The 13,277-nt window shown below is 59.1% G+C and carries 14 protein-coding genes; 5 read left to right on the top strand and 9 right to left on the bottom strand.

Going from position 1 to position 13,277, the window contains the following annotated elements; genetic code table 11:
• The first annotated feature begins 1 nt into the window (after nucleotide 1).
• Together moaB and ACA053_RS19960 are read left to right on the top strand one after the other, a co-directional pair.
• Nucleotides 2–541: a molybdenum cofactor biosynthesis protein B gene (gene moaB / locus ACA053_RS19965; RefSeq protein WP_109633573.1), complete on the top strand. Its 540-nt coding sequence runs from the start codon at nucleotides 2–4 to the stop codon at nucleotides 539–541.
• Entirely contained in the window at nucleotides 525–1,751 is a 1,227-nt protein-coding gene (locus ACA053_RS19960) for a molybdopterin molybdotransferase MoeA (RefSeq protein ID WP_497393501.1), read from the top strand. The genes moaB and ACA053_RS19960 overlap by 17 nt, the downstream gene beginning before the upstream one ends.
• A gap of 67 nt (nucleotides 1,752–1,818) precedes the next feature.
• On the opposite strand, the gene ACA053_RS19955 is transcribed toward ACA053_RS19960, so the two are convergent.
• On the bottom strand, nucleotides 1,819–2,127 hold the full coding sequence (locus ACA053_RS19955) for a hypothetical protein (RefSeq protein ID WP_109633570.1): 309 nt from the start codon (nucleotides 2,125–2,127) through the stop codon (nucleotides 1,819–1,821).
• A gap of 323 nt (nucleotides 2,128–2,450) precedes the next feature.
• Here ACA053_RS19955 and yegS point away from each other — a divergent pair, with 323 nt between their 5' ends.
• Complete coding sequence (gene yegS / locus ACA053_RS19950) at nucleotides 2,451–3,368, top strand: lipid kinase YegS (protein WP_497393500.1); 918 nt, start codon at nucleotides 2,451–2,453, stop codon at nucleotides 3,366–3,368.
• On the opposite strand, the gene ACA053_RS19945 is transcribed toward yegS, so the two are convergent.
• The 3 genes from ACA053_RS19945 to ACA053_RS19935 form a co-directional block, all read right to left on the bottom strand.
• Nucleotides 3,352–4,011, bottom strand: coding sequence for a response regulator transcription factor (locus tag ACA053_RS19945; protein WP_109633565.1), 660 nt, complete (start codon nucleotides 4,009–4,011; stop codon nucleotides 3,352–3,354). The genes yegS and ACA053_RS19945 overlap by 17 nt on opposite strands.
• Nucleotides 4,008–4,901: a sensor histidine kinase gene (locus ACA053_RS19940; RefSeq protein ID WP_497396212.1), complete on the bottom strand. Its 894-nt coding sequence runs from the start codon at nucleotides 4,899–4,901 to the stop codon at nucleotides 4,008–4,010. Before ACA053_RS19940 ends, ACA053_RS19945 begins: the two co-directional genes overlap by 4 nt.
• A 419-nt stretch (nucleotides 4,902–5,320) precedes the next feature.
• Nucleotides 5,321–5,791, bottom strand: a complete 471-nt coding sequence (locus ACA053_RS19935; protein ID WP_497393499.1) for a hypothetical protein — start codon at nucleotides 5,789–5,791, stop codon at nucleotides 5,321–5,323.
• Between the two features lie 462 nt (nucleotides 5,792–6,253).
• Between ACA053_RS19935 and ACA053_RS19930 the strand changes: the two genes are divergently transcribed.
• Together ACA053_RS19930 and ACA053_RS19925 are read left to right on the top strand one after the other, a co-directional pair.
• Nucleotides 6,254–7,189, top strand: a complete 936-nt coding sequence (locus tag ACA053_RS19930) for a chemotaxis protein CheV (protein WP_131060074.1) — start codon at nucleotides 6,254–6,256, stop codon at nucleotides 7,187–7,189.
• Between the two features lie 205 nt (nucleotides 7,190–7,394).
• Nucleotides 7,395–8,201 (top strand): MOSC domain-containing protein, encoded by an 807-nt coding sequence (locus tag ACA053_RS19925; protein WP_497312746.1) that lies wholly within the window; start codon nucleotides 7,395–7,397, stop codon nucleotides 8,199–8,201.
• Nucleotides 8,202–8,275: 74 nt separating this feature from the next.
• Here the strand turns inward: ACA053_RS19925 and ppnP are convergent, their stop codons facing one another.
• The 5 genes from ppnP to atuD form a co-directional block, all read right to left on the bottom strand.
• Nucleotides 8,276–8,560: a pyrimidine/purine nucleoside phosphorylase gene (gene ppnP, locus ACA053_RS19920; protein WP_010461229.1), complete on the bottom strand. Its 285-nt coding sequence runs from the start codon at nucleotides 8,558–8,560 to the stop codon at nucleotides 8,276–8,278.
• A gap of 61 nt (nucleotides 8,561–8,621) precedes the next feature.
• On the bottom strand, nucleotides 8,622–9,170 hold the full coding sequence (locus tag ACA053_RS19915; RefSeq protein WP_497312744.1) for a 3'-5' exonuclease: 549 nt from the start codon (nucleotides 9,168–9,170) through the stop codon (nucleotides 8,622–8,624).
• Between the two features lie 71 nt (nucleotides 9,171–9,241).
• Nucleotides 9,242–11,203: an acetyl/propionyl/methylcrotonyl-CoA carboxylase subunit alpha gene (locus ACA053_RS19910; RefSeq protein ID WP_497393498.1), complete on the bottom strand. Its 1,962-nt coding sequence runs from the start codon at nucleotides 11,201–11,203 to the stop codon at nucleotides 9,242–9,244.
• Between the two features lie 108 nt (nucleotides 11,204–11,311).
• Nucleotides 11,312–12,109: an enoyl-CoA hydratase/isomerase family protein gene (locus ACA053_RS19905; protein ID WP_109633553.1), complete on the bottom strand. Its 798-nt coding sequence runs from the start codon at nucleotides 12,107–12,109 to the stop codon at nucleotides 11,312–11,314.
• Nucleotides 12,106–13,263, bottom strand: coding sequence for a citronellyl-CoA dehydrogenase (atuD, locus tag ACA053_RS19900; protein ID WP_497393497.1), 1,158 nt, complete (start codon nucleotides 13,261–13,263; stop codon nucleotides 12,106–12,108). The genes ACA053_RS19905 and atuD overlap by 4 nt, the downstream gene beginning before the upstream one ends.
• Between the last annotated feature and the right edge of the window lie 14 nt (nucleotides 13,264–13,277).

The following is a 13,277-nucleotide window of genomic DNA, read 5'->3' as shown; positions in this document are numbered from 1 at the left end:
TATGAAAGCCAAGGCTGAAGTACCTTTCGCGCCGCTTAACATCGCGGTGTTGACTGTCAGCGATACCCGCACCCTGGAAACCGATACGTCAGGACAGGTCTTCGTCGACCGCTTGAGCGCTGCCGGTCACAACCTGGCCGCTCGGGTTTTGCTTAAAGATGATCTCTACAAAATTCGCGCGCAAGTCGCCAGCTGGATTGCCGACGATGTCGTGCAGGTGGTGTTGATCACCGGCGGTACCGGTTTCACGGGGCGCGACAGTACCCCGGAAGCGGTGAGCTGTCTGCTGGACAAACAAGTCGATGGTTTTGGCGAGCTGTTCCGGCAAATTTCGGTCGCGGACATTGGCACATCGACTGTTCAGTCCCGGGCCCTGGCGGGATTGGCCAATGGCACGCTGGTTTGCTGCTTGCCGGGTTCGACTAACGCCGTGCGTACTGGCTGGGATGGCATCCTCGCTGAACAGCTGGATTCGCGGCACCGTCCCTGCAATTTTGTGACTCACCTGAAACAGGCGGCACCCTGTGAATCCCGTGGGTAAGCCTGGTAAAACCGGCAGCTTGATGGCGGTCGAGGTGGCGTTGGCGCGTTTGCTGGAAATGGCTGAGGCATCAACGATACATGAGCGTGAACGTTTGCCGTTGGCGCAGCTTGAAGGACGAGTACTGGCCGAGGACCTGGTCTCGACGCTAGATCTGCCGCCCTGGCCGAACAGTGCCATGGACGGCTACGCTTTGCGCATTGCTGACTGGACGGGAGAACCATTGCTGGTCAGCCAGAAGATTTTTGCCGGCCAGGCTCCCGAACCGCTGAAGCCAGGTACCTGCGCCCGGATCTTTACCGGTGCGCCAGTGCCGGCGGGTGCTGATTGCGTCGAGATGCAGGAGAACGCCGAGGTCCAGGCGGATGAGCGCGTCCGTTTTATCGAGACGATGACTCCGGGTCAAAACATCCGGCCACAAGGCCAGGAAACCACCGTTGGCGAACTTGTTTTGCCGGCTGGAACACGTCTAGGACCTATCGAACAGGGGCTGGCGGCGTCGCTGGGATGCGCTGAACTGGACGTGGTTCGCAAGGTTCGTGTTGCGGTCCTGTCTACCGGTGATGAGTTGATAGAACCGGGCCAGCCCCTTGGGCCGGGACAGATTTACAACAGTAATCGCGTGTTGCTGTGCAGTTGGTTGCAGCGCTTGGGCTGTGAAGTGATCGATGCCGGAATTCTTCCAGATGATTTACCGACCACCCGCGCCCGCCTTGGCGAGTTGAAAGATGTCGACCTGATCCTTTCTACTGGCGGCGTGTCTGTAGGAGAGGCCGATTTCCTTGGCATTGCCTTGCGCGAAGAGGGCGAGTTGACCCTGTGGAAGCTCGCCATCAAACCGGGCAAGCCGCTGACGTTCGGGCACTTTCGCGGCGTTCCTGTGATTGGTTTGCCCGGCAACCCGGCATCGACGCTGGTTACATTTGCCTTGTTGGCGAGGCCCTATCTCTTGCGTCGCCAAGGCGTGAAAGAGGTTGAACCGTTGAAGTTTCAGGTGCCGGCCGGGTTCGAATGGCCCAAGGCAGGCAATCGCCGAGAGTATCTGCGTGGGCGCCTGGAGAGTGGGCGGGCAATCATCTACAAGAATCAGAGCTCTGGGGTGCTTCGCAGTGCTGCCTGGGCCGATGGTCTGGTTGAAGTGCTGGAAGACCACACGTTGATCGAAGGTGATTACGTTAACTTCATTCCGCTGAGCGAAGTCCTGAGCTGATTCTGGGTACAGCCTTGCCACGCAAGCCCTGGTCGATCGTGCAGCGGCTTGCGTGCATGGCTAGCGATTAACGGGCCAGAAGTGAAACGACCTGATCGAAGCGGCTGTTGGCGATCCAGCCCAACAGCCCCAGGACTACGGCTATTCCACCTGCGGAATAGGCCAGCCGGTGTTTGATGGATTTCACATCACCACGGACCTCTTCCATGTGTCTTCGGATGTATTTGAGGTGTGTCTCGAGTTCAATGACGCGAGGTTCCATGTCAGCTCCTCCGGCGGGCTTTGCGCTGTTATTGAATTCAGCCTGGTGATTGGCGCGATTGTCTGCCAATGGCGCGACCTGGCTGATCGGTAACCTGATGTCATGACTTTGCATGGGCTGAAACGCTCCTTGCTTGGATGCCCATGGGGTGGCCGACACTTTTGTTGATTGCGCTTTGTATGGCCCTTGAAGAGGGTCTACTCATGGCTTGCACATCCCTGTGTGTTTAATGTTGATGACTGATGCTGCGGAGACCAAGGTGTACCAATCGCCAAGGTTGGTCAATTGAGCCGATTCCGTACATCTTGTAAGAAAATGTCCCGCCCTGTAGGACCTCAAGGCTGCACGCGTCAAAAAAAATCAAATCCATGCGACTTTTATAGGAGCTGGGGAGGTCAACATCTCCCATACGGATTCCAAACATGGGAGCGACAATAATGAGTGAGCGCAAAGCGCTGTTGATTCTGCATGGCAAGCAGGCACTCAACGAGGAGGTCCGCGCGGCCGTCGACGACAAGCGCCAGCAGGGCTGGGAGCTGGCGGTCCGAGTGACCTGGGAGGCAGGTGACGCGCAGCGGCTGGTGGAAGAGGCGCTGAATGCAGGCTATACGCAACTGATTGCCGGCGGCGGTGATGGCACGTTGCGTGATATCGCCGAAGCCATGGCCTCGCATTCGACGCAGGCCAGCCTGGTGTTGATGCCGTTGGGCACCGCCAATGATTTTGCCCGCGCCGCCGGTGTGCCGCTGGAACCCGCTCTGGCGCTGGACCTTCTGGAAGCAGCCCCGCACGCTATCGATCTGGGTGAGGTGGGCGGGCAGGTCTTTTTGAACATGGCCACCGGCGGCTTTGGTAGCCAGGTCACGGCGAACACCTCGGAAGACCTGAAAAAAGTCCTCGGCGGCGCAGCTTATCTGTTCACTGGCTTATCGCGTTTCAGCGAGTTGCATGCTGCCTACGGCGAGTTGCAGGGGCCGGACTTTCATTGGAGCGGTGAGCTATTGGCCTTGGGTATCGGCAATGGTCGGCAGGCGGGCGGTGGTCATGTGCTATGCCCGGAGGCGCTGGCTGACGATGGCCTGCTGGATATCAGCATCTTGCCTGCGCCGCAGGAAGTGGTCGGCACGCTGAAAACATTGCTGGCCGATGGCTTCGGCATTGACAACATGTTTGTGCGAGCTCGCCTGCCATGGGTCGAGATCAAGGTCTCCGAAGGCCTCTACATCAACCTGGATGGCGAACCTATTGAGGGCGAGAGCCTGCGATTCTCGGCGCGCCCAGCGGCATTGCGTGTGCATTTGCCGGAGAACTCGCCGCTGCTGAGCGCTTCGAGAGCGGTTAATCATCCAGACTGATGATTTGCTCGCGCACGGCAAACAGCACCAGGCCGGCCACGTCGTAGATCTGCAAACGCTTCATGATCTGCGAGCGGTGGGTTTCAACGGTTTTGATACTGAGGCCCAGGCCATTGGCGATTTCCCGGGTGGATTTGCCGCGAACGATCAGTCGCAGGATTTCCAGCTGACGGGCCGTCAGGTTGTGCGAGTCCGCAGGCTCGGGCTGGTGTTTCTGGTTGCGGATCAGTGCCTGGTTGATGACCGTGTGGGCGATGGCCGGGCTCAGGTAGCGTTCGTTGTTGCGCAAGGCATCCAGGGCGTGTTCCAGCTCGGTGGCCGTGGTGTCCTTGAGCAAATAGCCATGAGCACCGGACTCAAGCGCCTGCATGATCAGTGCAGGATCGGTGTGCATCGACAGGATCAGCACCTTGCTTTGCGGGCGCACCCGTTTGAGTCGTTGCAAGGCCTCAAGGCCGCTGGTCTCTTTCATTGAGATATCCAGCAGAACAATGTCAGGCACCAGTTTCTCGACCATCTCGAGTAACTGCGAACCGTCATTGGCCTCACCAATAACCGCATAGCCGGGAATATCCAGCACCAGAGCGCGCACGCCGGCCCTGATAAGCGAGTGGTCATCCACCAGAAGTAAGTTACAAGTCAATGCATAACCTTATTCGTACTGGCCCGTTCGAGCGCACGGGGCGCCCAGGGAAAGAGTGCTTCGATTTGAGTGCCTTTGCCCGGTTCGCTGGTCACGACCAGAGTACCGCCCAACTGATCGATCCGTTCCACCATCCCGGCCATTCCACGCTGTCCCTCTCGACCGGGGTCGGCTGCTGGCGCGAACCCCATGCCATCGTCGCTGATCAACAGCGCCAGTCCCTGGGGCATGCGTTGCAGGCGGATCAACAGGTTATTCGCTTCGGCGTGACGCAGAATATTGGTCACCGCCTCCTGGGTGATTCGAAAGGCGGCCACCGCCATTTCTTCAGGTATGCCGGTCAGGCGTTGATGGCATTCCAGGCTCCAGTGCATCGATGTATTGGCCAGAGTCTTGAGCAAATGAGCACGCAAACTGGCCTCCAGCCCGAGACTGGCCAACTGCCTTGGATTGAGTATGGCCGAGACATCACGAACCTTGGCCAGGGTTTCATCCAGCGTGTCGCAAAGCACTGAGCACTGGCCTTGCATGTCTTCCGGCATCCGGCGTTTGAGCCATTCACTTTGAAGTTTTGCAGCGGTCAATAATTGACCGATGTCGTCATGCAGTTCTCGACTGAGTCGGTGACGTTCGTGTTCCTGTACTTCCAGTAGACGGTCCGCCAGCTCTTGTGGCTGAAATTTTATTGATTTACGTGAGAGGCCATGTTGTACCCAGATGCAGGCCAGTGCTGCCATGTTGAGGAGCAGCAGGCTCACCGGCAGTGGAACAGACAGGCTGAAGGCCAGCAAGCTGCCAAGTGCCGAGCCGGTACACAGCAGAAGCGTAAAACGTCGCGCGTTTTTTTGGGAGGGTGGCCATAGGATGATTGACTTGAGACTGGCGTACATAGCGGATGGAGCCAATGGATGTTCGCTGCGGGCAGACCGGCCATCGTGGTTGACGGGTCTCTGTCTGAAAATCTGTAGTGACTTGTCTTAGCAGTGCCCTTCAGGGTTGAAACTACAGCCGCGATATAATCGGCCGATCTCATCTGAAGTCACTTTGCCATTAATTGACGTCAACTAATGGTCGGCATAATACCACTTAAGATACCGTCGGTCGCGTTCGCTATATATGTCTATCCGGTCAGGAATAAAGGTTTTGGACGATAGTTCTACAATGGAAAAAGTTTTGGCGGGGGAATAGTTATTCGTATCGAACTGCCGTTCACAGGTATGAAATATTCAATTGCGACATGAGCGCACTCAAGTTTTTGAGCGGCGTCATGGCAATAAGAATACGCAGCACGGCATTGTTATCGGACGAATTAAGCCTGGCGCTCCGAATAGGAAACGAGCGTGAACGGTTTGGAATTAACCGGTAATTGAAAATGACTTTGTCCGACCTGAAACGCAAAGGCTTCGATCAGCGAAGTTTGTTCACTGTCATCCAGACTGAGTTGGCCGGTGGTCTGGTCGATGAGTTCGAGTTGCCAGGCCATCAACGTAAAGCAGTCCTTCAACGCACCGAGGGCTTGTTCATGCAGTTCCATGTGGCTTTGGGCGTGGTTCAGCAAGCCATGGATGTGCAGCGAAAATTCGGACACCGCTTCCAGTGCCAGGGCATCGGCTTTGCTCGCTAATTTGAGCAGGCTGCTGAGCATGCAATCGATTGCGTCCTTGTCATTGCTGATCAACTGCAGGTGGCTAAGGCACTCCTCCGATTTGGCCAGGAGAGTTTCCGCCTCGACGAGGAACTCCGGAAAGCGCTGAGCCCACAGTTTAGGGTCGTTCGGCATGCTTATCTCCACAACGTCATGTCAAATGAGGGGATGTCGTGTGTGTCGACGAAGATGTCCAACGTCTCGACGCTGCCGTGCCGGCATGAGATCGCGCTCCGGCAGGCCTGGGCGCAGGCTGGGGAACTCGAGAGGGTGGATGGCCACTGACCTGCGATCGCACACAAAAGCCTGACTCCGTTCATGCAATGAGAATGGCGTCACATTAATGGCTATTGGATATTGCGAATATCAGGTTGGGCCTGATTGTTACTAGGGGAATCCCTTACACAGGGGAACCTAACGTGCAAACCGAGGTCGCGCCGCAGGGAATGAAGCAGATGAAATCACAGCGCCAGTAAAGCATGATGTTAATGTGACATCAATGCCCGATCGTGGCATTTTGTCCCAGGGTCAAGGTCTGGTTAAAACAGCCGATAACCCTCTTTAGTGAATTCATCAGTACAAGCCCAGGAGTCATTAATGGCCGGCATTCTCGACACGGTAGACCAACGCACGCAACTGGTGGGTGAGAATCGCCTGGAAATTCTCATGTTCCGGCTGGCCGGTCGGCAATTGTTCGCGATCAACGTCTTCAAAGTGCAGGAAGTGTTGCAGCTGCCAAAGCTGACCCTGATGCCCCAGCGGCACCCGTTTGTATGCGGCGTGGTCAACCTGCGTGGCCAGACGTTGCCGGTGATCGACTTGTCCCAGGCCATCGGCATGCGTCCGTTGGTGCCCAGCCCTACAAGCACGATCATCGTCACCGAGTACAACCGCTCGGTGCAGGCGTTCCTGGTGGGCGGCGTGGACCGCATCGTCAACATGAACTGGGAAGCCATTCTGCCGCCGCCGACCAGCGCCGGCCGCCAGCACTACCTGACCGCCATCAGCAAGGTCGACGATCAGTTGGTGGAAATCATCGACGTGGAAAAAGTCCTGGCCGAAATCGTGCCGTACAACGCCAAGGTCTCGCGCGAGAAACTCGACGATCCGGTGTTGGAACGCGCCCGTGGCCGTGAAGTGCTGCTGGTGGACGACTCCAACGTGGCCTTGTCGCAATTGCGCGACACCCTGGGCCAGTTGGGCGTGAAGATGCACATTGCCAGCGACGGCTTGAAGGCGCTGAACATGCTCAAGGCCTGGGCCGATACCGGCGTGTCGATGACTGACAAACTGCTGATGGTCTTTACCGATGCGGAAATGCCGGAAATGGACGGCTATCGCCTGACCACCGAAATCCGTAACGATCCGCGCCTGCGCGGCCTCTACGTGGTGCTGCACACGTCGCTGTCGGGCAGCTTCAACGATTCGATGGTCAAGAAGGTCGGCTGCGACAACTTCCTCTCCAAGTTCCAGCCGGACAAACTCGTCGACGTGGTTCGCCAGCGCCTGATGCTCGACGAAGTGCCGGCCTGATCACGATTTAACGGTTACCCACGGTCAACCTGTGGGAGCCGGCTTGCTCGCGAAGGCGGCGGAACAGTCGACATAAATGTTGAATGTTTAACCACGTTCGCGAGCAAGCCCGCTCCCACAAGGTAAACACGGAGCGGTTTTCAGCCTTTGATTTGGCGATCAAGCTCGTATAGGGTGGCGTTTTTTGCCCACCAGGGAGCTGGCCATGCTGCGTCTGAGCGCGCTTTACCGTTATCCGTTGAAATCCGGCAAGGGCGAGACCCTGCAACAGGTCAGCCTCGACAAGCTGGGACTGGACGGTGATCGACGCTGGATGCTGGTGGACGAGGCCAGCGGGCGTTTCCTGACCCAGCGCGCAGTGGGGCAAATGAGTCAGTTGTCGGCGTTGTGGAATGCCGACGGCGGATTGACCCTCAGTGCTCCCGGACGCGCAGCCATCGACATTGCATTGCCAACCAGCGACGCTGAACTGCGCGGCGTGACGATCTTCAAAGACAGTCTGCGGGTGCCCGATGCCGGTGATGAGGCCGGTGCCTGGGTCAGCGAGTTCATTGGAAAGTCGACGCGCCTGGTGCAAATTCCTCTGGATCGCGCGCGCACCACGCAAGCGGGCTATGGCCGGGAAGACGATCAAGTGGCGTTCGCTGATGGCTTCCCGCTGTTGCTGATCGGGCAGGCGTCCCTGGAAGACCTGTCGCAAAAGGTCGGGCGACCGCTGGAAATGCTGCGTTTTCGACCAAATCTGGTGATCGAGGGCAGCGAGGCGTTTGCCGAAGACACCTGGAAGCGTATCCGCATCGGCGATGTCGAGTTCCGTGTGGTGAAGTCCTGTTCACGCTGCATTCTGACCACCATCGACCCGCAAACCGGTTTGCGCAGCGATGATCGCGAACCTCTGGCGACGTTGCAGAAATACCGTTCCGAAGCCGACGGCGCGATGTTCGGCCAGAATCTGGTCAACGATAGCAACGGCCAACTTGAAGTCGGTATGGAAGTCACCATCCTGGAGTAAACACTCTGGATGAAAAAATGCCCGGGTCCCAAAAGGACCCGGGCATTTTTGTGTCGCTGTGAAAACCCGGGGGTTTAGCCGCGGTATTCGCACAGATAAGCGGTGTCGACGGCCACTTTCAGCTGGAACTTGCTGTTGGCAGGCACGTTGAACTGGCTGCCGGCGGCGAAGGTTTCCCAATCGGTGCTGTCAGGCAGTTTGACGGTCAGGGCGCCGGTCACCACGTGCATGATTTCACGCTGACTGGTGCCGAATTCGTATTCGCCCGGAGCCATGACGCCAATGGTCGCAGGACCTTCAGCGGTGCCAAAGGCGATCGACTTGACGGTGCCGTCGAAGTACTCGTTGACTTTAAACATGGGCGATTCCTCGAAAAGGGCTAAAAAGGGCCGGCCAGTATGCACAAGGCCTTGAACGCCGTCACCTCTCCGGCGGGAGAACCTGTGGCAACAGACGCGCCGTATTGCGCGCATCTTCCAGTGCCCGATGCTGTTGGCCGTTGAACTGCATGCCCGCCAGTTGCAACGCGCCGTTGAGCCCCAGCGGACGCTCCAGGCGCCGGGCCTTGGCAAAGCGCTGCTTGAGATTCATGTGCGGCACGCTGGCCAGAACGCTGGTCAGTTGCAGCCGCTGCCATTCCTGAAGCAGTTGCTTGCGATCGTAATCGCCCCAACTGGCCCAGCCCTCCAGCTTCGATTTATGCTGCCCGAGCCATTGCTCGAACGACGGCCAGACCTCGCTCAGCGTCTGCGCGGCGTCGACGTTGGCCTGGGTGATGTGCGTCAGTTCCCGGCAAAACGGCGTCAGCAGCGGACGCCGCAATGGCCGTACGAAGCACTGGAAGTAATCCACTTCGCGCCCTTTGCGGTCCACCAGGGTGGCACCGATTTCGATGATTTCCATTTCCGTAACTGGCCAGCCACCGTCATCGGTGGTGGCTTCCAGATCGATCACCAGCCAGTGAGGCATTGCAGGGTTCCTGGTATCCGCGTCGTGATAGGGCTTGAGCGTAGCCAAAGCCGGCGGATCCGCCTAGCGGCTTATTCGACCTCCAACAAAATCTGACGATTTTTGACCTGATCGCCGACCCGCACCTGCAAGCGTTTAAGCACCCCGTCGATACCTGATTTGAGCGGGTGTTCCATTTTCATCGCTTCAAGCACCACCAGCAGCTGACCTTTGCTGACAGGGCTGCCCTCGCTGACGAGCACGTCGACGATCGCCCCGTCCATGGGCGCCTTGAGGGTGCCGGAACTGACGCTGGCCTGGCTGCTGACCAAGGCTTGGGTCCGATCAACCAGGCGCAGGCTGCCCGGACGGGTGAACAGCCAGAGTTGCCCGGCCGTCAGGCGGTAGGCGTGACGTTGGCGAATGCCGTCGATCACCAGCGTTGCCCAATGCCCGTCGCACTGGATGACCTTCAATTCGAGGGTTCGGTCGCCGGTTTGCAAACGGTACGGTGCGTCAGGCACTGCGTTCAATTCCACCGGCCAGTCCTGATCCTCCAGGCCAATTCGAAAATGCAGAGGCACGCTGGCGTTATTCCGCCAACCGGCCAGCGGGGCGGGATGGGCTTGCGCCGAAGCGTGGTAGAACAGCGCGGCAGCAATGGCCAGCTCTTCGGCGCTCGGCACCGGCGGATGCAGGCAAGGATGGTCGGCGAAACAGCTCGGGATGAAGCCGGTGCTGAATTCGCCGCTGATGAATTGCGGGTGTTGCAGCAGGCTGGCGAGCAAGCGCTGATTACTTTGCACGCCCAGCAGCACACTGTCCTGCACGGCCCGCAGCAGTTTGCGCCGGGCCTCTTCGCGGGTGGCGCCGTGGGCGATGATTTTGCCCAGCAGCGGATCGTAGAACGGGCTGATGTCCTGGCCTTCGGTCAAGCCATGATCGATGCGCACACCGTTCTGCAAGGCAGGCTCCCACGCCTCGACTCGACCGGTTTGCGGCAAAAAGCCCTGGGCCGGATCTTCGGCGTACAAACGCACTTCCATGGCATGCCCGTTGAGCTGCACTTCCTCTTGTTTCAAAGGCAGCGGCAGGCCTTCGGCGACATGCAGCTGCCAGGCCACCAGATCAAGGCCGGTGATCAATTCGGTCACCGGGTGTTCCACTTGCAGCCGAGTGTTCATCTCCAGAAAGTAGAACTGCCCGCGGGCATCCAGCAAGAATTCCACAGTGCCGGCACCCACGTAATTCACCGTGCGCCCGGCCTTGAGCGCCGCTTCACCCATGGCCTGGCGCAACTCGCTGGTCATCACCGGGCAGGGCGCTTCTTCGATGACTTTCTGGTGGCGACGCTGGATCGAACAGTCGCGCTCGCCGAGGTAGATCAGGTTGCCATGCTGGTCGCCGAACACCTGAACCTCGACGTGACGCGGATCGATCAGCGCTTGCTCAAGTATCAGTTCATCGCTGCCAAATCCGTGCACTGCTTCGGAGCGCGCAGTTCGCAGCTGTTCCAGCAAATCGTCGGCGCTGTGCACCAAGCGCATGCCGCGCCCGCCACCGCCAGCGCTGGCCTTGATCATCAGCGGGTAACCGATGCGTTCAGCTTCGCGGCTCAGGGTCGCATCGTCCTGTTCAGCGCCTTGATAGCCTTTGATGCACGGCACGCCGGCCGTGAGCATCGCGAGTTTCGACAGGCGCTTGCTGCCCATCAACTCGATCGCTTCGGGGCTCGGGCCGATGAAGGTGATGCCGGCGTGTTGGCAGGCGAGGGCGAACTCGGCGTTTTCCGAGAGGAAGCCGTAGCCGGGATGGATCGCGTCGGCACCGCTGCGCCGGGCGGCGTCGATGATCGCCGGGATGTTCAGGTAGGACTGCTGCACCGGGGCCGGGCCGATGTTGACCGCTTCGTCGGCCATTTGGACGTGCAAGGCGTCGGCGTCGGCATCGCTGAACAAGGCAACGGTGCGGTAGCCCAGGGCATGGGCGGTGCGCTGGATGCGGCAGGCGATTTCACCGCGGTTGGCGATGAGGATTTTGCTGAGTCCGGGCATGGGTTGTTCCCTTGTTATTGCGGTGAATGTGATGGCCTCTTCGCGAGCACGTCCGCTCCCACACCTGGAATGCATTTCAATGTGGGAGCGGGCTTGCCCGCGAAGCTTCTAAATGGCCCACCCCGGTTTACGTTTTTGCACGAACGCCATCGTCCCCTCGACCCCTTCCGCCCCGGTCACCGCTTCGCTGAACCACTCGGCCGCCTCATCCAGTAACGCATCCGAAGGCTGTCCCGCACTCGCCAGCAACAGTCTTTTTGTTGTGGCATTCGCCCCCGGTGCGCAGCACAACACATGGGCGAGGATTTCATCGAGGCGCTCGGCCAAGGCTTGCGCGTCATGCTCGACGAAATGCACCAATCCCATGCGCCGCGCCTGGGTGCCATCGAAACGCGCGGCCGTCAGTGCCAGTCGACGTGCCTGGGTCAGGCCGATGCGCTGGACCACGAACGGCGCGATCTGCGCGGGCAGCAGACCGAGGCTGGTTTCCGGCAGACCGAACTGCGCGTTGTGATCGGCCAGGGCAACATCGCTGACGCAGGCCAGCCCCAACCCACCGCCGAGCACTGCGCCTTGCAGCACCGTGATGACCACTTGCGGGGCGTGTTGCACTGCTTGCAGCAGCGCGCCGAACGCCCGGTTCAAATCGCGATAGGCGTCCGCACCTTGAGCGCGGGCATTGGCCATGTCCTTGATGTCGCCGCCGGCACAAAAATGCCCACCGGCACCACCGATCACCAGCGCACGAACGGCTCGATCATCACGCACCGCGGCCAGCACCGCACGCAGTTCGGCGACCATCTGCAAGCTCATGGCATTGCGGCTTTCCGGGCGGTTGAGGGTGATGTGCAGCACGCCGTTATGGGATTCGAGCAGCAAGGTCTGGCACACCGGCAGGGCGCTCATTTCTTTTTCCCCGGCAGGATGCCCATGAGTTTGCAGATGATCCCCAGCATGATTTCGTCGGCGCCGCCACCGATCGACACCAGCCGCACGTCACGGTAAGCGCGGGCCACCGGGTTGTCCCACATGAAGCCCATGCCGCCCCAATATTGCAGGCAGCTGTCGCTGACTTCACGGCCCAGGCGCCCGGCCTTGAGTTTGGCCATCGACGCCAGGCGCGTGACGTCCTGACCTTTGATGTACTGCTCGGTGGCCTGATAGACCAGCGCCCGCAAGCATTCGATTTCGGTTTGCAGTTCGGCCAGGCGAAAGTGAATGACCTGATTGTCGATCAGCGCGCTGCCAAAGGTCTTGCGCTCCTTGCAGTACTCGATGGTGCTGTCGACGCAGTATTCCAGGCCCTTGATCATGTTCGCCGCGCCGAACAAACGCTCCTCCTGGAATTGCAGCATCTGCATCATGAAACCCGCGCCTTCATGGCCGATGCGGTTGCGTTGCGGCACGCGCACGTTGTCGAAAAACACCTGGGCGGTTTCCGAACTGCGCATGCCGAGCTTGTCCAGGTGCGAACTGAGGCTGATGCCGGGGGTGTTCATCGGCACCATGATCAGCGACTTGTTGACGTGCGGTTTGTCGTCAGAGGTGTTGGCCAGCAGGCAGATGAAGTCGGCGCTCGGCGAGTTGGTGATCCACATTTTGCTGCCGTTGATCACGTAGTCGTCGCCGTCCTTGCGGGCGGTGGTTTTCAATCCCGCCACGTCCGAGCCGGCACCAACTTCGGAGACGCCGATGCAGCCGACCTGTTCGCCGGTAATCGCCGGACGGAGGAATTCTTCGCGCAGTTCATCGGAGCCGAAGCGGGCGAGGGCCGGGGTGCACATGTCGGTCTGCACGCCGATGGACATCGGGATCCCGCCGCAGTGAATCGTGCCGAACTCTTCGGCGGCTGCGATCGAATAGCTGTAGTCGAGTCCCATCCCTCCGAATTTTTCCGGTTTGGAAATCCCCAGCAAACCGAGGTCGCCGGCCTTGCGGAAGATCTCGTGGATCGGAAAGCGTCCGGCCTTCTCCCATTCATCGACGTGCGGATTGATCTCGTGCTCGACGAATTGGCGAACCGTGCGACGCAGTGCTTCGTGTTCCTGGGTGAAGATCATTTTTATTGTTCTCC

The organism is Pseudomonas sp. LBUM1672, assembly GCF_059695655.1.
The sequence above is the reverse complement of the archived record's forward strand: the minus strand, read 5'-3'. Positions and strand labels throughout refer to the sequence as shown.

Bases quoted from the DNA above. Each gene is read 5' to 3' on its own strand.
- moaB (WP_109633573.1), top strand. From the start codon at position 2: ATGAAAGCCAAGGCTGAAGTACCTTTCGCGCCGCTTAACATCGCGGTG.
- ACA053_RS19955 (WP_109633570.1), bottom strand. From the start codon at position 2,127: ATGCAAAGTCATGACATCAGGTTACCGATCAGCCAGGTCGCGCCATTG.
- yegS (WP_497393500.1), top strand. From the start codon at position 2,451: ATGAGTGAGCGCAAAGCGCTGTTGATTCTGCATGGCAAGCAGGCACTC.
- ACA053_RS19940 (WP_497396212.1), bottom strand. From the start codon at position 4,901: ATGTACGCCAGTCTCAAGTCAATCATCCTATGGCCACCCTCCCAAAAA.
- ACA053_RS19935 (WP_497393499.1), bottom strand. From the start codon at position 5,791: ATGCCGAACGACCCTAAACTGTGGGCTCAGCGCTTTCCGGAGTTCCTC.
- ACA053_RS19930 (WP_131060074.1), top strand. From the start codon at position 6,254: ATGGCCGGCATTCTCGACACGGTAGACCAACGCACGCAACTGGTGGGT.
- ACA053_RS19925 (WP_497312746.1), top strand. From the start codon at position 7,395: ATGCTGCGTCTGAGCGCGCTTTACCGTTATCCGTTGAAATCCGGCAAG.
- ppnP (WP_010461229.1), bottom strand. From the start codon at position 8,560: ATGTTTAAAGTCAACGAGTACTTCGACGGCACCGTCAAGTCGATCGCC.
- ACA053_RS19915 (WP_497312744.1), bottom strand. From the start codon at position 9,170: ATGCCTCACTGGCTGGTGATCGATCTGGAAGCCACCACCGATGACGGT.
- ACA053_RS19910 (WP_497393498.1), bottom strand. From the start codon at position 11,203: ATGCCCGGACTCAGCAAAATCCTCATCGCCAACCGCGGTGAAATCGCC.
- ACA053_RS19905 (WP_109633553.1), bottom strand. From the start codon at position 12,109: ATGAGCGCCCTGCCGGTGTGCCAGACCTTGCTGCTCGAATCCCATAAC.
- atuD (WP_497393497.1), bottom strand. From the start codon at position 13,263: ATGATCTTCACCCAGGAACACGAAGCACTGCGTCGCACGGTTCGCCAA.